Source organism: Mycobacterium sp. PTI7 (assembly GCF_056679845.1).
Window position 1 is genome coordinate 3,466,402 of record NZ_CM155252.1, and the last position, 24,664, is coordinate 3,491,065.

The 24,664-nt window shown below is 70.1% G+C and carries 23 protein-coding genes; 11 read left to right on the forward strand and 12 right to left on the reverse strand.

Going from position 1 to position 24,664, the window contains the following annotated elements:
• Positions 1–144: 144 nt before the first annotated feature.
• The 3 genes from AC1MEY_RS16605 to AC1MEY_RS16615 all read right to left on the reverse strand — a co-directional run bounded on the left by AC1MEY_RS16605 (position 145) and on the right by AC1MEY_RS16615 (position 3,122).
• Positions 145–1,185 (reverse strand): epoxyqueuosine reductase, encoded by a 1,041-nt coding sequence (locus tag AC1MEY_RS16605; protein WP_480226559.1) that lies wholly within the window; start codon positions 1,183–1,185, stop codon positions 145–147.
• 141 nt (positions 1,186–1,326) lie between these two features.
• Entirely contained in the window at positions 1,327–2,169 is an 843-nt protein-coding gene (locus AC1MEY_RS16610) for an ABC transporter permease (protein WP_480226560.1), read from the reverse strand.
• Entirely contained in the window at positions 2,166–3,122 is a 957-nt protein-coding gene (locus AC1MEY_RS16615) for an ATP-binding cassette domain-containing protein (RefSeq protein WP_480226561.1), read from the reverse strand. The genes AC1MEY_RS16610 and AC1MEY_RS16615 overlap by 4 nt, the downstream gene beginning before the upstream one ends.
• Before the next feature lie 119 nt (positions 3,123–3,241).
• Between AC1MEY_RS16615 and AC1MEY_RS16620 the strand changes: the two genes are divergently transcribed.
• The gene (locus AC1MEY_RS16620) at positions 3,242–3,850 is read left to right on the forward strand and encodes an AAA family ATPase (RefSeq protein WP_480231520.1); all 609 of its coding nucleotides are present in this window, start codon (positions 3,242–3,244) and stop codon (positions 3,848–3,850) included.
• A 78-nt stretch (positions 3,851–3,928) separates the two neighbouring features.
• On the opposite strand, the gene AC1MEY_RS16625 is transcribed toward AC1MEY_RS16620, so the two are convergent.
• Positions 3,929–5,563, reverse strand: coding sequence for a fatty acyl-AMP ligase (locus tag AC1MEY_RS16625; RefSeq protein ID WP_480226562.1), 1,635 nt, complete (start codon positions 5,561–5,563; stop codon positions 3,929–3,931).
• Positions 5,564–5,899: 336 nt separating this feature from the next.
• The gene (locus tag AC1MEY_RS16630) at positions 5,900–6,859 is read right to left on the reverse strand and encodes a 4-(cytidine 5'-diphospho)-2-C-methyl-D-erythritol kinase (RefSeq protein ID WP_480226563.1); all 960 of its coding nucleotides are present in this window, start codon (positions 6,857–6,859) and stop codon (positions 5,900–5,902) included.
• A gap of 95 nt (positions 6,860–6,954) precedes the next feature.
• On the opposite strand from AC1MEY_RS16630, the gene AC1MEY_RS16635 reads away from it, so the two are divergent.
• Both AC1MEY_RS16635 and AC1MEY_RS16640 read left to right on the forward strand, forming a co-directional pair.
• Positions 6,955–7,758, forward strand: coding sequence for a serine/threonine-protein kinase (locus AC1MEY_RS16635; protein WP_480226564.1), 804 nt, complete (start codon positions 6,955–6,957; stop codon positions 7,756–7,758).
• 70 nt (positions 7,759–7,828) lie between these two features.
• Positions 7,829–9,334 carry an amino acid permease gene (locus AC1MEY_RS16640; protein ID WP_480226565.1) on the forward strand — a complete coding sequence of 502 codons (1,506 nt, stop codon included), beginning with the start codon at positions 7,829–7,831 and terminating at the stop codon, positions 9,332–9,334.
• Positions 9,335–9,338: 4 nt separating this feature from the next.
• Here AC1MEY_RS16640 and rsmA read toward each other — a convergent pair whose 3' ends face one another.
• The 3 genes from rsmA to AC1MEY_RS16655 all read right to left on the reverse strand — a co-directional run bounded on the left by rsmA (position 9,339) and on the right by AC1MEY_RS16655 (position 12,309).
• Positions 9,339–10,286, reverse strand: a complete 948-nt coding sequence (rsmA, locus tag AC1MEY_RS16645) for a 16S rRNA (adenine(1518)-N(6)/adenine(1519)-N(6))-dimethyltransferase RsmA (RefSeq protein WP_480231521.1) — start codon at positions 10,284–10,286, stop codon at positions 9,339–9,341.
• Complete coding sequence (locus tag AC1MEY_RS16650) at positions 10,283–11,410, reverse strand: transglycosylase family protein (protein WP_480226566.1); 1,128 nt, start codon at positions 11,408–11,410, stop codon at positions 10,283–10,285. Before AC1MEY_RS16650 ends, rsmA begins: the two co-directional genes overlap by 4 nt.
• A gap of 104 nt (positions 11,411–11,514) precedes the next feature.
• Entirely contained in the window at positions 11,515–12,309 is a 795-nt protein-coding gene (locus AC1MEY_RS16655) for a TatD family hydrolase (protein WP_480226567.1), read from the reverse strand.
• A gap of 100 nt (positions 12,310–12,409) precedes the next feature.
• On the opposite strand from AC1MEY_RS16655, the gene metG reads away from it, so the two are divergent.
• The 4 genes from metG to AC1MEY_RS16675 all read left to right on the forward strand — a co-directional run bounded on the left by metG (position 12,410) and on the right by AC1MEY_RS16675 (position 17,463).
• Positions 12,410–14,008: a methionine--tRNA ligase gene (metG, locus tag AC1MEY_RS16660; RefSeq protein ID WP_480226568.1), complete on the forward strand. Its 1,599-nt coding sequence runs from the start codon at positions 12,410–12,412 to the stop codon at positions 14,006–14,008.
• 114 nt (positions 14,009–14,122) lie between these two features.
• Complete coding sequence (locus AC1MEY_RS16665; RefSeq protein ID WP_480226569.1) at positions 14,123–15,289, forward strand: NAD(P)/FAD-dependent oxidoreductase; 1,167 nt, start codon at positions 14,123–14,125, stop codon at positions 15,287–15,289.
• A complete protein-coding gene (locus AC1MEY_RS16670) occupies positions 15,286–16,182 on the forward strand; it encodes an RNA polymerase sigma-70 factor (RefSeq protein WP_480226570.1) in 897 nt (298 codons plus the stop codon). Before AC1MEY_RS16665 ends, AC1MEY_RS16670 begins: the two co-directional genes overlap by 4 nt.
• A 12-nt stretch (positions 16,183–16,194) precedes the next feature.
• The gene (locus AC1MEY_RS16675; RefSeq protein WP_480226571.1) at positions 16,195–17,463 is read left to right on the forward strand and encodes an aminodeoxychorismate synthase component I; all 1,269 of its coding nucleotides are present in this window, start codon (positions 16,195–16,197) and stop codon (positions 17,461–17,463) included.
• Here AC1MEY_RS16675 and rsmI read toward each other — a convergent pair.
• Positions 17,419–18,255 (reverse strand): 16S rRNA (cytidine(1402)-2'-O)-methyltransferase, encoded by an 837-nt coding sequence (gene rsmI / locus AC1MEY_RS16680; protein ID WP_480226572.1) that lies wholly within the window; start codon positions 18,253–18,255, stop codon positions 17,419–17,421. The two genes, AC1MEY_RS16675 and rsmI, sit on opposite strands and share 45 nt — an antisense overlap.
• 93 nt (positions 18,256–18,348) lie before the next feature.
• Between rsmI and AC1MEY_RS16685 the strand changes: the two genes are divergently transcribed.
• Together AC1MEY_RS16685 and AC1MEY_RS16690 are read left to right on the forward strand one after the other, a co-directional pair.
• Complete coding sequence (locus tag AC1MEY_RS16685) at positions 18,349–19,824, forward strand: dolichyl-phosphate-mannose--protein mannosyltransferase (protein WP_480231522.1); 1,476 nt, start codon at positions 18,349–18,351, stop codon at positions 19,822–19,824.
• Positions 19,825–19,950: 126 nt separating this feature from the next.
• Complete coding sequence (locus AC1MEY_RS16690; RefSeq protein ID WP_480226573.1) at positions 19,951–20,811, forward strand: hypothetical protein; 861 nt, start codon at positions 19,951–19,953, stop codon at positions 20,809–20,811.
• Positions 20,812–20,864: 53 nt separating this feature from the next.
• Here AC1MEY_RS16690 and arcA read toward each other — a convergent pair whose 3' ends face one another.
• The gene (gene arcA / locus AC1MEY_RS16695; protein ID WP_480226574.1) at positions 20,865–22,070 is read right to left on the reverse strand and encodes an arginine deiminase; all 1,206 of its coding nucleotides are present in this window, start codon (positions 22,068–22,070) and stop codon (positions 20,865–20,867) included.
• 101 nt (positions 22,071–22,171) lie between these two features.
• Here arcA and soxR point away from each other — a divergent pair, with 101 nt between their 5' ends.
• Together soxR and AC1MEY_RS16705 are read left to right on the forward strand one after the other, a co-directional pair.
• Positions 22,172–22,573, forward strand: a complete 402-nt coding sequence (gene soxR / locus AC1MEY_RS16700) for a redox-sensitive transcriptional activator SoxR (protein WP_480231523.1) — start codon at positions 22,172–22,174, stop codon at positions 22,571–22,573.
• A 31-nt stretch (positions 22,574–22,604) separates the two neighbouring features.
• Positions 22,605–23,210, forward strand: a complete 606-nt coding sequence (locus tag AC1MEY_RS16705; protein WP_480226575.1) for an alpha-ketoglutarate-dependent dioxygenase AlkB — start codon at positions 22,605–22,607, stop codon at positions 23,208–23,210.
• On the opposite strand, the gene AC1MEY_RS16710 is transcribed toward AC1MEY_RS16705, so the two are convergent.
• A complete protein-coding gene (locus tag AC1MEY_RS16710; RefSeq protein ID WP_480226576.1) occupies positions 23,207–23,866 on the reverse strand; it encodes a DUF5642 family protein in 660 nt (219 codons plus the stop codon). The two genes, AC1MEY_RS16705 and AC1MEY_RS16710, sit on opposite strands and share 4 nt — an antisense overlap.
• A gap of 10 nt (positions 23,867–23,876) precedes the next feature.
• Entirely contained in the window at positions 23,877–24,554 is a 678-nt protein-coding gene (locus AC1MEY_RS16715; RefSeq protein WP_480226577.1) for a DUF5642 family protein, read from the reverse strand.
• Positions 24,555–24,664: the final 110 nt, after the last annotated feature.

Sequence of the window (24,664 nt, forward strand, 5' to 3'; positions counted from 1 at the left end):
TGGGCCCTTCGCTCGCGCGCCTTGGGGTGGGCCCTTCGCCCGCGTGCCTTGGGTGGGGGACGTCCTTTCGCGAGCGTGCGTGTTTGCGGGCGACACGCCGACCTGGAACCGGACTTTGCGCACGCTCGCGAGTGACCCAGCGCGCTACTGACCCCGCCCGCCGATCCCGATGTCGACGACCTTGACCGGCTTGTGCGGATACCGCTTCTCCGCGAAGGCCTTCGCCTCGGAGTTCGGCAGCACGTAGAGCGTCTCGCGCTTGTCCTGCAGTGGCCGCAGGACGGTGTCCATGAAACCCTTGCGATCGTCGAGGTAGGGCCCGATGACCTCTTCGCCGGCGGGGCACACCGCCAGGCAGTAGGCCGCCTTGTAGTTGGCCTTGAAGGAGAGGCTCTGCCACATCGACGCGTTCTCGGAATCGGTTACGCGGGAACGGAAGTCGGCGGCATCCTCGCTGTCGGCCACCGTCTGCACCCAGTCGGTGAATCCGCCCATGAACTCGCGATAGTTGTGAGTCGAGCACGCGACGAAGTCGAACTGGCCGTCCTTCTTGATGGCGCCGACCGGACACGCCACGACGCACAGCTTGCACTCGAGGCACGGCGAATAGTCCAGCGGTTGGCCGTATTCGGAGATGGGCGCGTCGACCATGATGGTGGCCAGCAGGATGAAGTTGCCGAAGCGGGGGTGGATGACGTTGCGGTGGATGCCCATCACCCCGAGGCCCGCCGCGACGGCGACCGGCTTGTGCGCCACCACCCAGATCCTGCCGGGGAAGCGGTCCATCTCCATGGGGAACGTCGCCGACGGGTTCAGTGCGCGGTAGCCGGCGTCCTGCAACACCCGCGTGATGCGGTGCGCCGCCTCGTTGATGATCTCGCCGCTGCGGTGGAACTCCTGGTTGGCGACGCTCCTGTCCGTCGACCGGACGTTGTCGCGGTTCATCTTCACCACCAGCGAGATGAAGCTGCGGGTGCCGGGCAATGCGGCGTCGACGTGTTCGCGCTCGGACTCCAGCGCGGGGTCGTCGATGCTGGCGAAAGCGGCGTCGTCCGCGCCCGCCTCGAGGCAGATCCGCCGCAGCCATTCCGCGTCGACGACCTCCGGTGGCTTACGGGTCTGCCCGCGCATCTTGAGCACGGTCGGGTGGTTCGCGATGCGGGGCGAGATGCCGTCGGCCGTCATAGGTGCTGAGTATAGTCAGCAATACTTAGCAGGCGTCAAGGGTCGTCGCGTGTCGCCGAGACTGCGGTGAGATCGCGATCCGCGCCTCGGGGGCGATCTCCTAGCAGTCTCGGCGCACCCGAGGGACGGCCCGAGGGCGGCTCAGTCCGAGGTACGGCGCGCGTAGGCGCGCAGCGCGAACGGCGCGATCACTGCCGTGATCGCCAGCGACCACAGGACGGTCGCCAGCACCGGGTGGTGCAGCGGCAACTGCGCGTCCGGCGGCGCGGCGGGACCGTTGCCCCACAGCTCCCGCATGGCCTGCGCGAGTGACGACACGGGGTTCCACTCGGCGATCACGCGCAGCCAGTGCGGCATGGGCTCGGTGGGCGCAAACGTGTTGGCCAGGAACGTGACCGGGAACAGCACGGTGAACATGACGCCGTTGAGCGCCTCCACCGACCGCATCAGCGACCCCATCAGAATGCCGAACCAGATCATCCCGAAGCCGAACACGAGGATCAGCGCGAAGGCCAGCACCGCCTCGCCGACGCTCCCGCGGATCCGCCAGCCGATGCACAGACCGGTCACCGCCATCACGACGACGCCGATCGACGAGTGCAGCAGGCCGGCGATGCTGCGGCCGATCAGCACCGCCGACCGCCGGATCGGCAGCGACCGGAACCGATCGATGATGCCCTTCTCGATGTCGGTGGAGATACCGGTCGAGACGACGAACGCGGTGAAGACGATGGTCTGCGCCTGAATGCCGGGGAGGAGGAACTCGCGGTAGGACGCGCCTCCCCCGGTCGTGATCGACGCGCCGAAGACGAAGGCGAACAGCAGCACGAACATGATGGGCTGCACCGTGACGTCGCTCAGCATCTCGGGCATGCGTTTGGTGTGGATCATGTTGCGCTTGACCATGATCCACGACTGTTGCGCGAGGTTGGTGGGCCGGATCTCGGGCCTGGTGGTCTGGATGCGGGGTGCCACTGCGGTCATGCGGAGACCTCCTCGTCGTCGGCGCGGTGTCCGGTCAGGGACAGGAAGACGTCGTCGAGGCTCGGGCGGGACAGGCCGATGTCGTCGACCTCGATGTGACTCTCCTGCAGCCAGTTCGCGACGGTGGTGAGGTCGGCGATGCCGTCCGCGGACGCCGTCAGCCGTCGGGCTCCCTCGTCGACGTGCACCTCGGACCCGGTGCGGGTCAACAGCTCCCGCGCACTGACGAGATCCGCCGCGCGCGACACGGTGACGACGAGGCTGGCGTTGCCGCCCTGCTCCTTGAGCTGCAGCGGCGTGCCCTTGGCGATGATGCGGCCGCGGTCGATCACGACGATCTCGTCGGCCAGCTGATCCGCCTCTTCCAGGTACTGCGTGGTGAGCAGCAGCGTGGTGCCATCTGCCACCAGGCTGCGCAGCACGTCCCACAGGTCGTTGCGACTGCGCGGATCGAGGCCGGTCGTCGGCTCGTCGAGGAACAGCACCGGCGGCGACGCGATGAGGCTGACGGCGAGGTCGAGGCGGCGCCGCATACCACCCGAGTAGGTCTTGACGGGCCGGTCGGCGGCCTCGGCGATGCTGAACTGCTCGAGCAGCTGATCGCTCAGCCGGGCGAGGTCGCGCTTGCCGATGCCGTAGAGCCCGCCGATCATCCGGATGTTCTCGCGACCGGTGAGCAGCTCGTCGACGGTGGCCGCCTGACCGGTGAGGCCCATGTTGCGGCGCACCATGTCCGGTTGCTCGACCACGTCGTAGCCCGCGACGCGCGCCGTCCCGCTGGTCGGCGTCGACAGCGTGGTCATCATCCGCACGGTGGTCGTCTTGCCGGCGCCGTTCGGACCGAGCAGGCCGAGCACGGTGCCCGCGGGTACCGAGAAGCTGACGCCGTCGACGGCGGTGACGTCGTCGAACCGCTTGACCAGGTCGATTGCCTCGATGGCCGGTGCGTTCATCGGCCCACCGTAGCGACGTGTTCGGACGTGGTGCCACTCCGTTTCCGGTTCACTCGAGGGCAGACCCGGCGCGGCGGTGAAAGTCACCGGCCGGCCGTTCTACAGTCGCCCACGTGCTGATGTGGATCAACGGGGCCTTCGGGTCCGGCAAGACACAGACCGCCTTCGAGCTGCACCGCCGGATCGCCGGCGCGCACGTCGCCGACCCGGAGCTGATCGGCTTCGCGATCCAGAAGATGCTGCCCGCCGACGCCCGCGGCGACTTCCAGGACCGTCCGCAGTGGCGGTCGGCGATCGTCGCGACGCTGGCCGACGCGGTCGCGGCGAACCCGGACGGTCCGGTGCTGGTGCCGATGACGCTGGTCGACGCCGGTTACTTCGACGAGGTGATGGGCGGGCTGGCCGACGCGGGTGTCGACGTGCGGCACGTCGCGCTGATCGCGTCACCGGACACGCTGCGGCGGCGGCTGCGCACGCGCAGCGGGTACTGGCTGGGTCGGGCCGTCGGCCGGGTCGACACGTGGGGCATCGAACAGATCCCCCGCTGCGTGGCTGCGCTGGCGACCGATCGCTTCGCGGAGCACGTCGACACCGATGGCCGAACGATTGACGAAGTGGTCGAAGACGTCGCCGAGCGTGCGGATTTGACGTTGACCGCGCCGCGACTGACGCCCGTGCGCTACCAGCTGCGTCGGGCGTCGGTGGGCATCAGGCACGTCCGGCTGTGACGAGCGTGCGGAAACTCGGGTTCCAGCTCGGCGTGTTGCCCGCAGACACGCACGCTCGCGGAAGGAGTTGCCAGACCCCTAGGTGACCAGGGAGACGGAGTTGGCGCGGCGGAGCTTGCCCGACGGCGTCTTCGGGATGGTGCCGGGGCCGAGGACGACGACGTTGCGGGGCCGGACGTCGACCTCGGTGACGACCTCGTGGGCGACCTGGTGCTCGATGCGCCGCACCTCGATCGGGTCCTGCCAGGCGTTGGACTCGACGGCGACGGCGAACGTCTCCCGCGAGTGGCCGGCGTCCAGGCGCACCGCGACGGCGCAGCCGGGGCGCACGCCCGCGACGCGGCCGGCGGCACGCTCGATGTCGGTCGGGTAGATGTTGCGGCCGGCCATGATGATGACGTCCTTGACGCGGCCGCACACGACGACGTTGCCCTCCTCGGTGATGTAGCCGAGGTCGCCGGTGTCGTACCAGCCGTAGTTGTCCTGCGACGGCAGGAAGCCACCCATCGTGATGTAGCCGGGGGTCAGCGACTCGCCGCGGAGTTCGATGACGCCGACGCCGCGGGCGGGCATCACCTCACCGTTCTCGTCGACGACGCGGGCCTCGAGGTCCTGCAGCAGCGGGCCCAGCGAGGCGAGCCGCTTGGTGTTGCCCTTCGTGGCGGGGACGGCGCGCCGCAGCGCGGCGAGCAGGTCGGCGTCGACCTCGTCGACCACCAGGCCGGCACCGCACGGCGAGAACGAGACCGCGAGGCAGGTCTCGGCCATGCCGTAGGCGGGCAGGATCGCGTGCGGATCGAGACCGAACGGCTTGCCCGCGTCGAGCAGGTCCTCGACGTCGGCGGGTTCCACGGGCTCGGCACCCGACAGCGCGAAGCGCAGCGTCGAGAGGTCGAAGTCGCCGGGCTTGGCCTGCCTGCGCAGCCTCTTGGCCAGCAGCGCGTACGCGAAGTTGGGGGCCGCGGTCATCGTGCCCTTGTACTTGTCGATCAGCTTCGCCCACAGCAGCGTGTCGCGCAGGAAGTCCATCGGCGTGACCTTGACCAGCTCGGCGCCGAAGTACATCGGGATGGTGAGGAAGCCGACCATGCCCATGTCGTGGAAGCAGGGCAGCCAGCTGACCATGACGTCCTTGTCGACGTCGTACTCCGCGCCGACGAACATGGCCTCGGCGTTGGAGTGGATGTTGCGGTGGGTGATCTGCACGGCCTTCGGCGAGCCGGTGGAGCCCGACGTCAGCTGCATCAGCGCGAGGTCGTCCTCGTCGGTCTCGACCGGGTCGACGGGCTCGGCCTCGAGCAGGTCGGTGACCGTGAGGACCGTGATGCCCTTCTCCTCGAGCACCGGGATGGCGACCAGGAAGGGCTCGGAGACGATCACGGCGGTCGCCTCGATCATCCCGATGACGTTCATCGTGTCCTCGGCCCACACGACGAGGTCGGTGCGGGGGGTGGGCTGGTGCAGCATCGTCAGCGACGCGCCGCGCATCCAGACGCCCTGGGCGGTCGGCGCGATCTCGACGGGGTAGCCGGCCAGCACGCCGACGGCGTCACCGGGGCCGACACCCGCGGCGGCCAGGCCACCGGCGATGCGGCGGGCGCGTTCGTGGACCTCGAGCCAGGTGTGGCGCACGGGCTCGTGCGGCTCGCCGGTCACCATGCCCCGAGCGCTCTCCTGAGCGTTGCGGAACATCTTCTCGGTAAATCTGCTCACCACGACCTCCTGGGTTCAGGCGCCTGTGCCCGGTCTTTCCGACAGTCAATGCTCCTCCGAATGCCCGTCACCTCGAAGGAGGCGCGCATGCACGATTCGGGAGCGGTTCTATTGCGAAACGGTGTTGGCTTCGGCGCCCTCGCGGGATCGATCAGCCGGAGTCGTAGGCCGTGGCGGCGACCACCGATGTGAATACTCCCGCCGGGTAGCCCGGCGGGAGGCGTTGTCGCGGGAGCCGCGTCACCGGTAGCCATCACCGTCGACCATCTTAAGAGACCCTTAAGTAACTGCCAAACCCATCGCCGAAGTGAGGCGTGGGTCACACCTGTAGCGGCGCTATCTCGAGGTCGGGGTGGGCACGACGCGGGCGCCGTGCACGGGCCCGCTGGCGGCGCGCACCGTGCGGCAGACGCCCTCACCAGCGAGGACGGCGCCCACGTCGACCGCGGCGGAGGCCGACGAGCACAGGAACGCGCACGTGGGTCCCGAGCCGGAGACGATCCCGGCCAACGCCCCGGCGTCCAGACCCGCCTGGAGCGTGCGGCGCAGCCGGTGGTCGAGCCCGACCGCGGCGGCCTGCAGGTCGTTGCCCAGCAGGGGCGCCAACCGCGCCGCCTCCCCCGACGCCAGTGCGGCGAGCAGCGGTTCGGGGTCCTCCAGCCGCGGTGCGTGCTCGTCGGCGGCGCGCATCCGGTCGATCTCGCCGAACACCTTGGGCGTCGAGAGGCCGCCGTCGGCGAACGCGAGCACCCAGTGGAACGTGCTGCGGGCCAGCACCGTCGCCAGCTGCTCACCGCGGCCGGTGCCCAGCGCAGTGCCGCCGTGCAGACCGAAGGGCACGTCGCTGCCCAGCTCGGCGGCCAGGCCGTGCAGATCCCGCCGTGGCACCCCGAGTTCCCACAGCGCGTTCATGGCGACCAGGACGCCGGCCGCGTCGGCGCTGCCGCCGGCCATGCCGCCGGCCACTGGGATGGACTTCGCGATCGAGATCGCCACGTCGGGCGCGCGGCCGACGTGCCCGGCGAGCAGCTCGGCGGCCTGCCACGCGAGGTTGCGCTCGTCGGTGGGCAGCGCGGCGGCGCCCTCCCCCGTCATCTCGAGCGACAGGACGTCGGCGTTGCGGACCGTCACCTCGTCGAACAGCGACACGGCGTGGAAGACGGTGGTCAGTTCGTGATAGCCGTCGTCGCGCAGGTCGCCGACCTCGAGATAGAGGTTGACCTTGCCCGGGACCCGCACCGTCACCGACCCCGACGGCGACCAGTCGGTGGCGGTCTTACCGTCGGAGGCGGGCACGCCACGACACTATCGTCGCGGGCGCCGTCGGCGGGCCGCGATCGGCGGGCCGCGATCGGCCGGTGCGATCGGCGAAGCGCCCTTACCCTTGGCCGATGCGGAACCCGCCGGACCGATTCGGCGACTACGCCGTCGACGGCGTGCTCGGCCACGGCGGGTTCGCGACCGTGTACCGCGCGCATCCGGTGGCCGAGCCGGACCGTGCCGTCGCGCTCAAGGTGCTCGACGAACGTCATCGCGGCGGGGACGATCTGGACCGGCTGCACCGCGAGTTCGACTTCGCCGCCCGGGTGGCCCACCCGCACGTCGTCACCGTCTACGACCGTGGCGACGTCTGGCTGTCCATGGAGGTGATCGGCGGGGGCACGGTGACTGGTCTCGGCTCGATGCCCGACGTCCTCTCGGCGCTGGCCGACGTCGCCGATGCCCTCGACCATGCCCACCGGCTCGGCGTGGTGCACTGCGACGTGAAGCCGTCGAACGTGCTCGTGCACGATGACTTCGCGACCGGCGGGGCTGTGCTCGTCGACTTCGGGGTGGCGCACGCGCTCACCGGGAAGCTCGAGCGACGGGCCACCCGCATCGAAGCGTCACTGCCGTACACGGCTCCCGAGATCCTGCGCGGCCACTCCCCCACCGCCACGTCCGACGAGTACTCCCTGGCGTGCGCCACCGTCGAATTGCTGACTGGCAGTGTGCCGTTCGCCGGGACGACGGCGATGGGTCTGATCGACGCGCACCTCAACGCGGCCGTGCCGCGCTACTCGCGGCGGGTGGCGTGGATCAGTCACGCCTTCGACTCGATCCTGGCCAAGGCGATGGCGAAGGACCCGGACCTGCGCTACCCCACCTGCGCGGAGTTCATCCGGTTGGTCACCCGCTCGCTGGTCGTCTCCTGACAGCTGGGCGTAACGAGACCGTTACTCTCCCCGAGTTGCGGGGCGCGCCCGCAGGTCTAGCGTCTGGGCGATGGGATCTCCTACCGAGTACGACACGTCAGCGCTCGCGCACGAGGAAGAGGGCTACGAAAAGGGGCTCAAGCCACGGCAATTGCAGATGATCGCCATCGGTGGGGCGATCGGCACGGGCCTGTTCATGGGTGCGGGTGGTCGGCTGGCGAGCGCCGGGCCCGGCCTGTTCATCGTCTACGCGGTGTGCGGCGTGTTCGTGTTCTTCATCCTGCGCGCGCTCGGCGAACTGGTGCTGCACCGCCCGTCGTCCGGGTCGTTCGTGTCCTACGCGCGTGAATTCCTCGGCGAGAAGGCCGCATACGTCGCCGGCTGGATGTACTTCTTCAACTGGGCGTGCACGTCGATCGTCGACGTGACCGCCATCGCGCTCTACATGCACTACTGGGGCGCCTTCGACGCGATCCCGCAGTGGACGATCGCGCTCATCGCCCTGGTGATCGTGCTCAGCGTGAACATGATCTCGGTCAAGTGGTTCGGCGAGATGGAGTTCTGGGCGGCCCTGATCAAGGTCATCGCACTCGTCACGTTCCTGATCGTCGGAATCGTGTTCCTGGCAGGACGTTTCACGGTCGAGGGCGCGGCCACCGGTCCGTCGGTGATCACCGACAACGGCGGCATCCTGCCCAACGGGGTGCTGGCCCTGGTGGTCATCACCTCGGGCGTCATCTTCGCCTACGCCGCAGTCGAATTGGTGGGTACGGCGGCGGGCGAGACGGAGAACCCGGCCAAGGTGATGCCGAAGGCCATCAACTCGGTGATCTTCCGGATCGCGGTGTTCTACGTGGGCTCGCTGGTGCTGCTGGCGCTGCTGCTGCCGTACACCTCCTACGTTCAGGGCACCAGTCCGTTCGTGACGTTCTTCTCCAAGATCGGCGTCCCGGCGGCGGGCGACATCATGAACTTCGTGGTGCTGACGGCGGCGCTGTCGAGCCTGAACGCCGGCCTCTACTCGACCGGCCGCATCCTGCGGTCGATGTCGATGAACGGCAGTGCGCCGAAGTTCACGTCGAAGATGTCGAAGCGCGGCGTGCCCTGGGCGGGCATCGCGCTGACGGCGTGCTTCACCGTGGTCGGCGTCTTCCTGAACCTGGTGGTCCCCGCCGAGGCGTTCAACATCGCGCTGGACCTGTCGGCGCTCGGCATCATCGCCTCCTGGGCGACCATCGTCATCTGCCAGATCCAGATGTACCGGTGGTCGCAGAAGGGGATCCTGGAGCGTCCGTCGTTCCGGCTGTTCGGCACGCCGTACACGAGCTACGCGACGCTGGTGTTCCTCGGCGCCGTGACGGTGCTGATGTGCATCGAGAACTATTGGAACGCGATCGCGCTGGTGATCATCGTCCCGACGCTGGTCGGTGGCTGGTACGCGGTGCGCGGCCGGGTGCTCAGCGTGGCGCAGGAACGCGTCGGCTACACGGGCAACTACCCGGTGGTCGCGGAGACGCCTCTGCAGGCCGAGCTGATCGCGAAGGACCGCCAGGCCAAGGACGTCAGCGGGGACTGACCGCTCAGAGCGAGCGGGCGTCCTCGTCCTGCTGCTGCGGCGGACGTGGCTTCCAGCCCGTCCGCTGCAGCAGTCGCACGAAGTCGTTGATGCTCAACGTCTCCCCGCGACGGGCGGGATCGATGCTCGCCGACAGGAGACGCTCGGCGGACTCGTTGCCCGAACCCGCCCACTCGGCGAAGGCGTTGCGCGACGTCTTGCGGCGCTGTGCGAACGCGACGTCGATGAGCTTGAAGACCTCGTCGCGGAACTCCGCGGCGGTGGGCCACGGCGGAGGCGTGTCCGCGGGGTGCTCGTAACGGTCGATGCGCACCAGACCGGAGTAGACGCGCGGGATGGGCCAGAACACCGTCGGCGACACCATGCCGTAGCGGCGCACGTTTCCGTAGAACCGCACCTTGGCGCTCGGCACGCCGTAGTCCTTGCCGCCGGGTTCGGCCGCGAGACGCTCGGCCACCTCGGCCTGCACCATCACCATGACGGTGCGGATGGTCGGGAACTCGGCGAGCACGCGCAGGATGGCGGGCACGGCGACGTTGTAGGGCAGGTTCGCGACGACGGCCGTCGGCTCCTGGTCCACGTCGACCTTGCGCAGCTCGTCCAGGAGGTCACTCCTGGTGAGCTTGAGGATGTCGGTGGGGATGACGTTCAGCCGGCTGACCTCGCTGTGCGAGTGCTCGGCGATGGTCTTGGGCAGCTGCTCGGCCAGCACCTGGTCGATCTCGACGGCGGTCACCCGCGCGCCGCGGTCGAGCAGGGCGAGCGTCAGCGATCCGAGGCCGGGCCCGATCTCGAGCACGTGGTCGTGTCGGTTGATGCCGGACGCGGACGCGATCCTGCGCACGGTGTTGGCGTCGTGGACGAAGTTCTGTCCGAACGACTTGCGCGGCCGGAAGTCGAGTTCCTTCGCCAGATGTCGTATCTCGGTGCGACCGAGGAGCCTGATGGTCAGCGGACTCCCAACCTTCCACTACAAGTAGGCCAGGCACCCCACCCTTGGCGCGCCCGTGTTACTTCAGCAATCGTGATCTGTTCTTCTCTGGTAGCCAGATCAGCCCGCTGAGCATACCTCAGACCACCGTTGCGTTCCCATGTGTTTTGGTCGAATTGCACGCCACCGTAAAAACCGTTACCCGTGTTGATGGCCCAATTACCTCCCGCTTCGCAGCGCGAGAGGGCATCCCAGGTCGCTCCCATGCCCACCGGCGGCACCTCGGTGCCGGGCTTGGCGCCCACGCGGGTTACTCCGGGGCGAGCCGGGCTGAGGACGACATTGGCTACTGGCAACCTCCCCGTCTCCACTCCGTTGACCCGTGCGACGGCGAACGTGACGTCCTGCGTACCGGGGGTACCGGGATCTTCGACGACCTGCCGGCTCATGTTCATCGTGACGTCGGAGATGACTTCCTGGGCCGGCCGCAGCGGCAGACGCTCGGTCACCTTCTCGGTCCGGACGCGGGTCACCTGGATGCGCATGCCCTCGGCGACGGGTGCGGACGCGGCGGGGACGACGGTGTCGCTCTGCTGCAGCGGGACGCCCGCCGCCTCGAGCACGCCGGCCACGTTCGCGGCGGGGACGCGGACGGTCCGGACCGCTCCGCCGTCGTCGAGCTGAACCGTGCGCGGGCTCACCACGGGAAGCGACATGCCCCCCAGCGGCACCCGGCTGCCGCGGGAAGCCGCAGCTGGAGCGGTGTCCGTCATCGACAGCTGGCTCAGCGCCTCCTGCACGGTCGACGCCGTGGTCCAGACCTCGCGGCTGTCGCGGCCGTCCAGGGAGATCTGCAGCGGGCGGCTGCGGCGCAGGACGATGGTGTCGGCCTGCTCGACGTCGGCGTCGGCCGCCGGGTACAGGTCGTCGCGCTCGCCGACCTCGAAACCGTTCTCCTCGACGACGTCGATCACGTGGGTCTTCATGGTCGACACCGTCATCTGCGAGCCGTCGACGGTGAGCGTGACGGTCTTGTGCGCCGCCACGGCGGACCCGCCCGCGAAGACGAGACCGGTCAGCAGCAGGCCGACGCAGACCCGCAGCATGGGCGAGCGAGTGTCATGAAGTTCCAATAGCGCGTTCAACAGTGACTATCCCCGAGATGTCGAAGCCAGCAAACGATTCAGTCGCCTGTCCAGCGGTTTCCTAACAGGACGGTAACGAAATGCCCAGGTGGCGGCAACTTACGTCACCTACGGAATCCGTAGGTCGCGGCCGCATTCGCCGACGTCTGGCGGGCCAGTTCGTCGGCGGGTCGCCGAACGACCTCGGCCAACGCCCGGACGGTGTACGGCAGGCAGTACGACTCATTCGGTGCGCCGCGGTACGGATGTGGCGTGAGGAACGGCGCGTCGGTCTCCACCAGCAGCTGATCGGGCGGGATGAGCTGCGCAGCCTCGCGCAACGACGAGGCGTTCTTGAAGCTGACGGTGCCCGACATGCTCAGCAGCCACCCGGCGTCGGCACATTCGCGCGCCATCTCGGGACCCGACGAGAAGCAGTGGAAGATCACGGTGTCGGGGGCGCCCTCGGCGCGCAGCACGTCCAGCACCTCGGCGTCGGCGTCGCGGTTGTGGATCATCAGCGGTTTCCCGGAGCGCTTGGCCAGGTCGATGTGCCACGCGAACGCCTCGCGCTGCTCGGCCGGCTCGGCGCACCCCTCGAGGCGGCCGGGCCAGAACATGTCCATGCCGGTCTCGCCGATCGCGACCACCCGGGGGTCGGCGGCCAGCCGTTCGATCTCCGCCCGCGCCTCGTGGTCGAGGGCGTTGGCGCGGGTCGGGTGCAGCGCGACGGCGGCGTACACCCGGTCGTCCCAGCCGGCGGCGGCGACGGCCCACCGGGCGGACTCGAGGTCGTCGGCGATGGTGACGACGGCCTCGACACCGACCGCGGCGGCGCGGTCGAGGATCGCGTGCACGTCATCGGCATCGCGCGCCCCGCAGGCGTCGAGGTGGGTGTGCGCGTCGACCAGCGGCGCCAACGGTTCGGGCAGCGGCGGGGCGGGCCGCGCGCGTCGCGACGATCCGGTCGCCTCTTTATCAGATGTTCCGGACACGCCCTAGACAATAAGGTGAAGCGCGATGAGCACCCCTGACCTCTCCCCCGCGGCCGACGGCTCCCACGGTGCCGGCGCACCGTTCTACGTGACGACGGCCATCGCCTACCCGAACGGCGTGCCGCACGTCGGCCACGCCTACGAGTACATCGCCACCGACGCGATCGCCCGCTTCAAGCGACTCGACGGCTTCGACGTCCGCTTCCTCACCGGCACCGACGAGCACGGGCTGAAGATGGCGCAGACCGCGGCCGCGGAGGGCATCCCGACCGCCGACCTCGCCCGGCGCAACTCCGACGTGTTCCAGCGGCTGCAGGAAGGCCTCGGCGTCACGTTCGACCGCTTCATCCGGACCACCGACGCCGACCACGTCGAGGCGTCGGTCGCGATCTGGAACCGGATGAACGACGCCGGTGACATCTACCTCGACTCGTACTCCGGGTGGTACTCGGTGCGCGACGAACGCTTCTTCACCGAGGACGAGACCGAGGCCGTCGCCGACGGGTCGCGGGTCGCCACCGAGACCGGCACGCCCGTCACGTGGACCGAGGAGCAGACCTACTTCTTCCGGCTGTCGGCCTACGCCGAGCGGCTGCTCGCGCACTACGAGGCGCATCCGGAATTCATCGGCCCGGACGTGCGACGCAACGAGATCGTCAGCTTCGTCTCCGGCGGACTGCGCGACCTGTCGATCTCGCGGACCACGTTCGACTGGGGCGTCAAGGTGCCCGGCCACCCCGACCACGTGATGTACGTCTGGGTGGATGCGCTCACCAACTACCTGACCGGCGTTGGCTTTCCGGACACCGAGTCGGAGTCCTACCGGCGCTACTGGCCGGCCGATCTGCACATGATCGGCAAGGACATCATCCGGTTCCACACCGTGTACTGGCCGGCCTTCCTCATGTCGGCGGGGCTCGAGCTGCCGCGGCGGGTGTTCGCGCACGGCTTCCTGTTCAACCGCGGCGAGAAGATGAGCAAGTCGGTGGGCAACGTCGTCGACCCCGTCGACCTCGTCGACGCGTTCGGGCTCGACCAGGTGCGCTTCTTCCTGCTGCGCGAGGTGCCGTTCGGTCAGGACGGCAGCTACAGCGAGGACGGCATCATCAGCCGGATCAACACCGACCTCGCCAACGAGCTGGGCAATCTGGCGCAGCGGTCGCTGTCGATGGTCAACAAGAACCTCGACTCCCGGGTGCCCGATCCGGGTGAGCTGAGCGCCGCCGACCAGGAGCTGCTCGGCGCGGCCGACGCGCTGCTCGAGCGGGTGCGCGGGTACTACGACGAGCAGGCGCTGCACCTGGCCCTGGAGGCGATCTGGTCGGTGCTCGGCGCGGCCAACCGCTACTTCTCCGCCCAGGAACCGTGGGTGCTGCGCAAGTCCGACGACCCCGCCGACCAGCAGCGGTTCGGCACGGTGCTCTACACGACGCTCGAGACCGTCCGGATCGCCGCGCTGCTGGTGCAGCCCGTGATGCCGGAGTCCGCGGGCAAGCTCCTGGGCCTGCTCGGTCAGGCCGACGACGCCCGCACGTTCGCGGCCGTCGCGACGCGGCTGGTGCCGGGCACCGACCTGCCGAAGCCCGAGGGCGTGTTTCCCCGGTACGTCGCTCCGGAGGAGTGAGCCGCGCCACATTCGGCGCTCACCTGTCACACTCCCAAGACCACCGGTGTCTTGAGGTCAGCCCGGCTCCTCACCCCCATCCGACGAGGAGCCGGATCGACCAAAGGAGTAGTCATGTCCACAACGAACGTCGTCGTCATCGGTGGCGGATACGCGGGCGTCATCGCCGCCAACCACCTGCGGCTCAACCCGGACGTCGCGGTCACGCTCGTCAACCCCCGCCCCGAGTTCGTCGAGCGGATCCGCCTGCACCAGTTGATCACCGGATCCGACGACGCCGTGGTGGCGTACTTCGACGTACTGGCCGACGACGTCCGGCTGCTCGTCGACTCCGCCGAACTCGTCGACGCCGCCGCCCGCACCGTGACCCTCGCTTCCGGCAGCACCGTCGGCTACGACTACCTGATCTACGCGGTCGGCAGTACCGGCGACGCGCTCACCGTGCCGGGCGCCGCCGAACACGCCTACCCGATCTCGGAGTTCGAGCACGGCGCCCTGCTGCGCGACGCGATCGCCCGGACGCGCGTCGGGGAACCGGTCACCGTCGTCGGCGCCGGCCCGACCGGTATCGAGGTGGCCACCGAGCTGGCGGAGCAGGGCCACGCCGTGACGCTGGTGTGCGGCGGCGTCCTCGGCCCGTACCTGCACGAGCGCGGACGCGCGTCGGTCGCGAAGGTCATGCGGGCGCTCGACGTCACGGTCGTCGAGGGACCCACCGCCAAGGTCACCGAGGTGCGCTCGGACTCCGTCCGCCTGGCCGACGGCCGCGAGCTGCGCAGCGCCGTCACGATCTGGACGGCGGGGTTCGGCGTGCCCGATCTGGCCCGCCGCAGCGGCCTCGCGACCGACCGCATCGGCCGACTGCTCACCGACGAGACGCTGACGAGCATCGACGACCCGTTCATCGTCGCCGCGGGCGACGCCGCCGCGCCGTCCGATTCGCCGCTGCGGATGAGCTGCCAGGCGGCGATCCCGCTCGGCGCCCAGGCGGCCAACACCGTCCTGAGCCGCATCGCGGGTACCGAGCCCGCGGTCGTGAACCAGGCGTTCACCGGACAGTGCATCAGCCTGGGCCGCAACGCCGGGACCATCCAGCTTGCGCACCTCGACGACCGTGTCATGCCGCTGTACGTCGGCGGTCGGCTGGCCGCGAGCATCAAGGAGGCCGTCTGCAGAGGCACGGTGTCCTTCCTGGCCAGGGAGGCCCGCAAGCCCGGTTCCTACTTCTGGCTCAAGGGCGGCAAGCGCTCCCGCCGGCTGGCGGAGGCCGGCGTCCGATGAACGCCGGTGCCGAGCACGCCGAACGGTTCACCCGGCTGCGTCCGCTGCTGTTCACGATCGCCTACGAGATGCTCGGCGCCGCAACCGAAGCCGACGACGTGCTGCAGGACGCGTACCTGCGGTGGGCCGACGTGGACCTCGCGACGGTGCACGACAGCAAGTCCTACCTGGCCAAGCTCGTCACCCGGCAGGCGCTCAACGCGCTGCGCGCCCAGTCCCGCAGGCGCGAGGACTACGTCGGACCGTGGCTGCCCGAGCCGGTGCTCGTCGACGCCGGCGACGCGGCGTCGGACGTCGTGCTCGCCGAATCGGTGTCGATGGCGATGATGGTGGTGCTCGAGACGCTGGGCCCCGACGAGCGGGCGGTGTTCGTGCTGCGCGAGGTGTTCGGCTTCGACCACGACGAGATCGCCGCGGCCATCGGCAAGTCGACGGCCGCCGTCCGCCAGATCGCGCACCGCGCCCGCGAACACGTCCACGCGCGGCGGCGGCGCTACGAGCCCGTCGACCCGAAGACGTCCCTCGAACTGACGGCGCAGTTCTTCGCCACCGCCGCGACGGGGGACGTCGACGGGCTGATGAGCATGCTGGCGCCCGACGTGGTGTGGACCGCGGACAGCGACGGAAAGGCCAGCGCCGCACGCCGACCGGTGTCGGGTGCCGACAGCGTCGCGCGACTCGTCGTCGGGCTCATCCGCCTCGGCGGTCCCGACGGCCGTGCGGAACCGGCGTTCTACAACGGCGCACCCGCGCTGGTGCTCTACATCGGCGACCGGCTCGAAGGCGTCGTGTCGGTCGAGATCGTCGACGGCCGGATCGCGAACTTCTACGCCATGCGCAACCCGGACAAGCTGTCGGGCGTCACGGTGTCGCGGGCCATCGGGCGGGTCTGACAAGCTGAGCCGGTGCACGTCGAGCCGCTGGCGGAGGTCGGGAGCGCCCCGGAGGTGCTGCGCGCCCTGGCCGCGGCGACGATGCGACTGCACCTGCCGCCGCCCGCGGCGCTGACCGGCGACTGGTTCGGCTCGCGGGCCGTGCTCGTGCCGAGCGTCGACGTGCGACCCGTCCCCGTCGCCGACGCCTTCGACGTGGCGGCCGGAGCGGGTGGCGACGTGATCGGCGGCGGCTGGATCGGCTACCTGTCCTATCCCGACGGAGCGTCCGACGGCGGCGCCGCGCGCATTCCCGAGGCCGCCGGCGGGTGGACCGACTGCGTGCTCCGGCAGGACCGCGACGGCCGATGGTGGTACGAAAGCCTGTCCGGTGCAACGCTTCCCCGGTGGATCGGCGACGCCCTGGCCCGCCCCGCCGAAGCCGGTCATCACCACGTCGACTGGCGCGCACCCGACCGTGCCGTCCACCGCCGCGGCGTCCTGGCCTGTCTCGAGGCCATCCGCGCCGGCGAGGTGTATCAGGCGTGCGTGTGCACCCGGTTCACCGGCCCGCTCACGGGGTCGCCCGTCGACCTGTTCGCCGACGCCGTGTCCCGAACCGCGCCTGCCCGAGCGGCTTTCGTGTCCGGCACGTGGGGCGCCGTGGCGTCGCTGTCCCCCGAGCTGTTCCTCTCGCGACGAGGCGAGGACGTGTCGTCGAGTCCGATCAAGGGCACCCTGCCGCTGGACCGACCGCCCGCCGACCTGCGCTCGTCGGCCAAGGACGTCGCCGAGAACGTGATGATCGTCGACCTGGTGCGCAACGACCTCGGCCGGGTGGCGATCACCGGATCCGTGACGGTGCCGGAACTCCTCGTCGTGCGGCAGGCGCCGGGCGTGTGGCACCTGGTGTCGACGGTGACGGCCCGGGTGCCCGTCGACGTGCCGATGGCGACGATCCTCGACGCGACGTTCCCGCCGGCGTCGGTCACCGGCACGCCGAAGACCCGGGCGCGCCTGCTGCTGTCGCAGTGGGAGCGCGAGCGACGCGGAAGCTACTGCGGGACCGTCGGTTTCGCGTCACCACTGGCAGGGTGCGAGCTGAACGTCGCGATCCGCACCGTGGAGGTGGCCGCCGACGGGTCAGCGACGCTGGGGGTGGGCGGCGGCATCACCGCCGACTCCGACCCGGACCTCGAGTGGGAGGAGTGCCTGCATAAGGCGACCGCGATCGTCGGCGCCGATCGCGTCGCGGCGCTAGTCGCGGGCGCGCAGGACGGCGTCGTACAGCTCGCGCCGTGACGGGGCACCCGGATTGGTGGCGACCACCTCGGCGCATGCGTCCTTGACCCGCATGCCGTCGTCGACCCGGGACGCGACCAGCGCGACGAGCGTGTCGAGGTCCGCGCGCGGCACCGCACCGGCCAGCACGACGGTGATCTCGCCGAGTACGCCCTCGTCGGCCCAGTCGGCCAGCTCGAGCAGCGATCCCCGGCGGATCTCCTCGTGGGTCTTGGTGAGTTCGCGGCAGACGACGGCCCGGCGGTCGGGGCCGAGCACCTCGACGGCGTCGCGCAGGGACTCCGCGAGCCGGCGCGGTGACTCGAAGAAGACGCAGGTGCGCTCCTCGTTGACGAGCGACTTGAGCCAGGTGACGCGGGCGGACTGCTTGCGCGGCGCGAAGCCCTCGAAGCAGAAGCGGTCGGACGGCAGCCCCGCGACCGCGAGCGCCGTCGTCACCGCCGACGGGCCGGGCAGGCAGCTGACGGTCAGGCCGGCGTCGGCGCACGCGACCACCAGCCGGTACCCGGGATCGCTGATTAAGGGCATGCCGGCGTCGCTGACCACCAGGACCGTCGCGCCGCCGGTGATCTCCTCGATCAGCCACGGCACCCGCGACGACTCGTTCTGGTCGAAGAAGCTGACCACCCGCCCGGCGGGCCGCACGTCCAGCGACTGGGCCAGCGTCCTGACCCGTCGGGTGTCCTCCGCGGCGACGACGTCGGCGGTGGCGAGGGCCTCGATCAGGCGCGCCGAGGCGTCGCCGACCTGGCCCAACGGCGTGGCGGCGAGCAGCAGGCGGCCTTCGGTCACACCGCACAGCCTACGATCGCTGTCGTGACCGCCACGACCGTCGACCCCGCCGCGGTCTCGCGCAGCGCGCCGGTGATCAGTCCGGCTCCGCTGATGCCCGTGGCGGACTTCGGTCCACTCGACCGGTTGCAGGGCTGGGCGATGACCGCCGTCATCACGGCACTGGCCGCCATCACGCGCTTCCTGAACCTCCGCTCGCCCACCGACGCCGGCACGCCGATCTTCGACGAGAAGCACTACGCGCCCCAGGCGTTCCAGATGCTCGGCAACCACGGCGTCGAGGACAACCCCGGCTACGGCCTGGTGGTGCACCCGCCGATGGGCAAGTTCCTGATGGCGATCGGCGAGGGGATCTTCGGCTACAACGGCCTGGGCTGGCGCTTCAGCGGCGCGGTCTGCGGCGTGATCATCGTGGTGCTGGTGGCGCGGATCGTCCGTCGCATCACGCGGTCGACGCTGATCGGCGGCATCGCCGGGCTGCTGATCATCGCCGACGGGGTGAGCTTCGTGTCGGCCCGCACCGCCCTGCTCGACGTCTTCCTGGTGACGTTCGTGGTGGCGGCGTTCGGCGCGCTGATCGTCGACCGCGACCAGATGCGTGAGCGCATGCACGTCGCACTGCTCGAGGGCCGGATCGGGGAGACCCGCTGGGGTCCGCGCCTGGGCGTGCGGTGGTGGCGCTTCGGCGCGGGCGTGCTGCTGGGTCTCGCCTTCGCGACCAAGTGGTCGGGCCTGTACTTCGTGCTGTTCTTCACGCTGATGACGCTGGCGTTCGACGTCGCGGCGCGACGCCAGTACCGGGTCCAGCGGCCGTGGGTGGGGACGCTGCGACGCGACTTGGGCCCGACGGCCTACGTGATGGGCCTGATCCCGATAGGCGTGTACCTGGCGTCGTACGGGCCGTGGTTCGCGTCCGAGACCGGGGTGTACCGCCACGAGGAGGGCCGGACGATCGGCGTCGACGGTGTCGTCCCCGACGCCCTCCGGTCGCTGTGGCACTACATGTACACCGTGTACACGTTCCACTCCGAGCTGACCAACGCCGCGGGCAACCACCACCCGTGGGAGTCCAAGCCGTGGACCTGGCCGATGTCCCTACGGCCGGTGCTCTACGCGATCGACCAGCAGGACGTCGCGGGCTGCGGCGCCCAGTCGTGCGTCAAGGCCGTGATGCTCGTCGGCACGCCCGCCATGTGGTTCATCGCGGTGCCGGTGCTGCTGTGGTCGCTGTGGCGGGCCGTCGTCAAGCGGGACTGGCGCTACGGCGTGGTGCTGGTCGGCTACTTCGCCGGCTATCTGCCGTGGTTCGCCGACATCGACCGGCAGATGTACTTCTTCTACGCCGCACCGATGGCGCCGTTCCTGGTGATGGCGATCGCGCTCATCCTCGGCGACGTCCTGTACGCGCCTCGACAGAACGCCGAGCGGCGGACGCTCGGCCTCCTGGCGGTGTGCTTCTATGTCGCACTCGTCATCACGAACTTCGCGTGGCTGTTCCCGATCCTGACCGGCCTGCCCATCTCGCAGTCGACGTGGAACCTGCAGATCTGGTTGCCGTCCTGGCGCTAGCGTCCGCCCGTCGGGGTCGGGCGCTGAAACTGCGTCCAGGGTCGTGATTTCCGGTTGTCCACAGCCCTGCGCGCAGTCTCGACGAAGTGACGCAGAAATGTCGTAGGTCGCCTCCACGATCGCGGCATGGACGAGGTCTTCGTCGGCGGCGAGCGGTTGGCCACCGGGCAACTCACGCGGTCGCAGTTGCGCTGGAACTACGCGTCGCTCTTCCCCGGTGTGTACGTGCCGAAGTCGGTGGTGGCGTCGCTGCGGGCGCGGACGGCCGGCGCCTGGTTGTGGTCGGGCCGCGACGGCATCGTCGCCGGCCGCGCCGCGGCCGCGGTGCACGGAGCGCAATGGGTCCGCGCCGACACCCCCATCGAATTGATCGCCGGACGGGACAGATCGCCCACCGAAATCATCACGCGCAACGAGCGGATCGACCCCGACGAGGTGATGACGGTCGGCGGCCTGCTCGTCACCACGCCCGCGCGCACCGCCGCGGATCTGGCCAGGCATCTCCCGCGCGACGAGGCGGTCCGCCACCTGGACGCGCTGGCCGTGGCGACCGACGTGCCCGCCGACGATGCGTTGGCCCTTCTCGAGCGCCATCCACGCGCACGGGGCCGGCGGCGGGCACCGGTGGCACTCGGGCTGATGGATTCCGGTGGCCAATCGCCGAAGGAGACCTGGCTGCGACTTCTCTTCACGGACGCAGGCTTCCCGCGGCCGCGGACGCAGATCGAGGTGAGCGACGGGGTCAGCATGGCGATCCTCGACATGGGCTGGGACGACATCCTGGTGGCCGCGGACTACGACGGGTACCAGCATCTGACCGACCGTCAGCGCTACGTCCACGACATCGGGCGCAACGAGATGGTGGCGCGTGAAGGATGGTTCGACCTACACGTCGTCGCGGAGCACTCGCGCTCGTACATCGTCCGACGGACCGCGGACGCCTTCGCCCGACGCGGCAAGCCGTTGAAACTGCGTCAGCGGTCGTGAATCCAGGTAATGCACGACCCTGGGGGCAGTCTCAACGCAAAATCTGCCGTGACCTACAGCGAGTCGCGGGCCGCGGGGCACGACATGCAGCGCGGGCCGCCGCGTCCGGTCCCCAACTCCGATGCGGCAATCGGGAGCACCTCGATGCCCGAATCGACCAGGCGCGCGTTGGTCTCGGTGTTCCGCTCGTAGGCGACGACGACGCCGGGCGCCACCGCGAGGGTGTTGTTGCCGTCGTCCCACTGCTCCCGCTCGGCGGTGACGGGGTCGAGGCCGGTGTCGATCACCCGCAGCTTGCCGATGCCCATCGCGTCGGCGGCCGCGTCGACGAACGGCACCGCGCGGTCGATCTTCACCCCGCCGCCCGTGCTGCGGATCGTGAACGCCGACAGCGAGTCCTTGATGTTCGGGTACATGACGACCGCGTCCTTGTCGACCATCGTCAGCACGGTGTCGAGGTGCATCTGCGCCCGCTCCTGCGCGATCGGGACGGCCAGCACGGTGTGCGCGAGGCCGTCGTCGAACAGGCTGCGCGCCAACGCCTCCGCACCCGCAGGCGTGGTGCGCTCCCCCACGCCGACCGCGACGACTCCGAGACCGAGCAGCAGCACGTCGCCGCCCTCGACGGGAGCCGACCGCGACTCGTACGCCCGCCGCACGCCCCGGAACCGCCGGTGGTGGGCGTAGATCAGGTCGGTGAGCGACGTCTCCCGGATCCGCGCCGGCATCGCCAGCGACGTGATCGCTACCCGCGGCCCGATCCAGAACGACGAGTCGCGCGCGAACAGCAGGTTGGGCAGCGGCTCGATCACGAAGTCGCCACCGTGGTGCATACGGCGCACCAGCGACAGCTCGTTCTCGCCGAACGGCAGCTCGTCGAACGTCATGCCCGCCATCAGCACGTGCGCCAGCGCAGACGCGTCCAGCGTGCGCAGGTACGTCGAGAGTTCCTGCGCCAGCGGCAGTCCCAGCCTGCGCGAATCGACGGCAGCGGAGATGCCGTGCATGCGCGCCGCACCACTGTCGAGCGCCTCGGTGAGCAGCTCGGAGACCAGCAGCACCTCGACGCCACGCGAGCGGAGCAGCCCGGCGAACGCGTCGTGCTCCTCCTGCGCCTTGGCCACCCACGGCAATCCGTCGAACAGCAGCCGGTCGTTGTTGCGCGGCGTCAACCGCTGCAATTCGGCGCCCGGTCGATGCAGGATGACGACCCGCAGCGTGCCGACCTCCGAGTCCGCTCCCAGCAGCGTGTCCGTCATGACTTGCACCGTACTGCGGGTCGGGCGCTTCCTCCTGCTTTGTCGCGAGCACCTCAACTAAGGTCGAGGTCGTGGAGACGCTCGATCTGACTCCCGGCGAGATGGCACGCCGCAGCGGCGTGGCCGTGTCCGCCCTGCACTTCTACGAGCGCGAGGGCCTCATCACGTGCAAGCGCACGACGGGCAACCAGCGCCGCTACGCCCGCGAGACCATCCGCCGCGTCGCGTTCATCCGGATGTCGCAGCGCCTCGGCATCCCGCTGTCGCGCATCCGCGAGGCACTGGCCACGCTGCCGACCGACCGGGTCCCGACGAGCAAGGACTGGGCACGCCTGTCGGCGGGCTGGCGCGCCGACCTCGACGAACGCATCCTGCACCTGCAACGGTTGCGCGACAACCTCTCCGGCTGCATCGGCTGCGGCTGCCTGAGCCTCAAGGCATGCGCGCTGGCCAATCCAGGTGACGTCCTGGCGCAGCGCGGTCCGGGCGCCGCCAATCTGTGACGATCGAACGCCTGTGCGATAGCATCGTCGTGTGGCTGAAAGCGGGCTGTCGGTCCAGACGGGACTGTTCGACTGCGACGAACGCCGGGTCCTCGGCAGCGGCGCGTGGATCGACGTCCGCGCGGGATGGCTGACCGACGATGACGACCTGTTCGACGAGCTGTCGTCGTCGATCCCCTGGCGCGCCGAGCGCCGCCAGATGTACGACCGCGTGCTCGACGTGCCGCGGCTGGTCAGCTTCCACGACCTGATCGCCGACCCCGCGCCGCACGCCGCCATCGCGAAGATGAGGGTGCGGCTCAACGACATCTACGCCCGCGAACTCGGCGAACCGTTCACCACCGCGGGGATGTGCCTCTACCGCGACGGGTCCGACAGCGTCGCGTGGCACGGCGACAACATCGGGCGCAGCCGGACCGACGACACCATGGTCGCCATCGTGAGCCTGGGCGCCACCCGGACGCTCGCCCTGCGTCCCCGCTCCGGCGGCCGGTCGCTGCGGCTCCCGCAGGGCCACGGCGACCTCATCGTGATGGGCGGGTCCTGCCAGCGGACGTGGGAGCACTCGATCCCCAAGACCACCCGGCCCACCGGCCCGCGGATCAGCATCCAGTTCCGGCCCCGCGACGTGCGCTAGGAGCCGCGGACGTCCTCGACCGCGGAGGTCAGCAGGGCGCGCGCACGCACGACGTCGACCGGCGCGACGGGCTGGTTCGGCACGACCAGCGGGTTGGCGGTGACGATCACCAGGAAGGACCCGACGCTGGCGAGGTAGTTGTACAGCTCGCCGGTCGCCGGCTTGCCGTTGACCACCGTCTGCACCACGCGATGGGTGGCGAGCGTGCGTGCGCCCTCGATCGTCGGGGCCTCCGTGACCTCGACCAGCCCCCGCGATCCCGGTCCGGCGAACGCGACCTTCTGGCAGTCGGCGCCCGGGTCGGGGAACGGCACGGCCTCCGACGTCTCGACGGCGATCGTGATGAACCGGTTGCCCGCGCCCTCCGCGGTGACGGCCGCCATGTTGCCCTGCAGCCCGGGCGGCAGCTCCAGCCCCTTCGCGAGCCCGACGCAGCCGGGTGGGTCGAACGTGACGCCCGCGGGCAGCGTCTGAGGCGCGAGCAGGCGCGGGTCGACGCCGGTCGGGTCGATCGTCTTGACGCTGAATTCGGGGCCGAAGCTCGACGCGACGTCGCGGACGCCCGCGATGTCGCCCTGCGGCGCCTCACCGCCGGATCCACTCGAGCACGAGGTGAGCGCCACGGCGCAGACAAGGGCGAGCAGGGGCCTCGACATCGCGGCCAATCTACCCGTCGCTGACCGGCGTCCCGCGCACCGCGGCCGTCGTGCCGGTCAGCAGTCGTGCGGCGAAGTCGCGCCCCAGCACCGAGTCGTCGGCACCGGGGTCGGTGACGACGGTGACGTAGACGACATGTCCCGGCAGGTACGCCGTGAACGTCTCGGCGTGCGAACGCGTTTCGGTGCCGCCCTCCACGACGGTCGTCGTCTCGACGCGGATTCCCACCGTCTCGGCGCCGTCGACCGCCGGACCGTCCACGACCGACGCGTCGCCCGTCGTGGGCCCCGCGGACACCGAGAAGCGGCCGCACCCGGCGCGGATGCCGGGATCGAGACCGGTCGCAGCGGCGGCCGCGACGGCGTAGACGATGGCTCCCGGCCCCGACGCCGACCATCCACGCAGCGTCGCCGCATCGATGCGCGGATCCACCAGCGCCGCACACGTCCCGGGGTCGACCGACCATTCGGCGCCGAGACCCCACTGCGCGACGGGCGCGACACGTCCTGCGACGTCCGCGAACTCGAACCCGGCGGGCACGTCGGTGCGGGACTGGCCGACCCTCGCGACGTCGACGGCCGCGGGCGACGCGGACCCGCTCGTGGGCGCGGGTGGCGTCCCGGCATCGTCGGACCGGCCGCACGCCACGCAGAGCAGCACCGCCAGACAGGCCGCGAACACGCGCACCCCGCCTTGCTATCACAGCGCCGATGACATCCCGCGGCGCGAAACCCGAATTCTGACCGTGAATGCCAGATCACGTGCGCCGCGGATTTGCCGACCGTAGGCTCAGGCTG

Coding starts and splice junctions, on each gene's coding strand:
- AC1MEY_RS16605 (WP_480226559.1), bottom strand. CDS start 1,185: ATGACGGCCGACGGCATCTCGCCCCGCATCGCGAACCACCCGACCGTG.
- AC1MEY_RS16610 (WP_480226560.1), bottom strand. CDS start 2,169: ATGACCGCAGTGGCACCCCGCATCCAGACCACCAGGCCCGAGATCCGG.
- AC1MEY_RS16615 (WP_480226561.1), bottom strand. CDS start 3,122: ATGAACGCACCGGCCATCGAGGCAATCGACCTGGTCAAGCGGTTCGAC.
- AC1MEY_RS16620 (WP_480231520.1), top strand. CDS start 3,242: ATGTGGATCAACGGGGCCTTCGGGTCCGGCAAGACACAGACCGCCTTC.
- AC1MEY_RS16635 (WP_480226564.1), top strand. CDS start 6,955: ATGCGGAACCCGCCGGACCGATTCGGCGACTACGCCGTCGACGGCGTG.
- AC1MEY_RS16640 (WP_480226565.1), top strand. CDS start 7,829: ATGGGATCTCCTACCGAGTACGACACGTCAGCGCTCGCGCACGAGGAA.
- metG (WP_480226568.1), top strand. CDS start 12,410: ATGAGCACCCCTGACCTCTCCCCCGCGGCCGACGGCTCCCACGGTGCC.
- AC1MEY_RS16665 (WP_480226569.1), top strand. CDS start 14,123: ATGTCCACAACGAACGTCGTCGTCATCGGTGGCGGATACGCGGGCGTC.
- AC1MEY_RS16670 (WP_480226570.1), top strand. CDS start 15,286: ATGAACGCCGGTGCCGAGCACGCCGAACGGTTCACCCGGCTGCGTCCG.
- AC1MEY_RS16685 (WP_480231522.1), top strand. CDS start 18,349: ATGCCCGTGGCGGACTTCGGTCCACTCGACCGGTTGCAGGGCTGGGCG.
- AC1MEY_RS16690 (WP_480226573.1), top strand. CDS start 19,951: ATGGACGAGGTCTTCGTCGGCGGCGAGCGGTTGGCCACCGGGCAACTC.
- arcA (WP_480226574.1), bottom strand. CDS start 22,070: ATGACGGACACGCTGCTGGGAGCGGACTCGGAGGTCGGCACGCTGCGG.
- soxR (WP_480231523.1), top strand. CDS start 22,172: ATGGCACGCCGCAGCGGCGTGGCCGTGTCCGCCCTGCACTTCTACGAG.
- AC1MEY_RS16710 (WP_480226576.1), bottom strand. CDS start 23,866: ATGTCGAGGCCCCTGCTCGCCCTTGTCTGCGCCGTGGCGCTCACCTCG.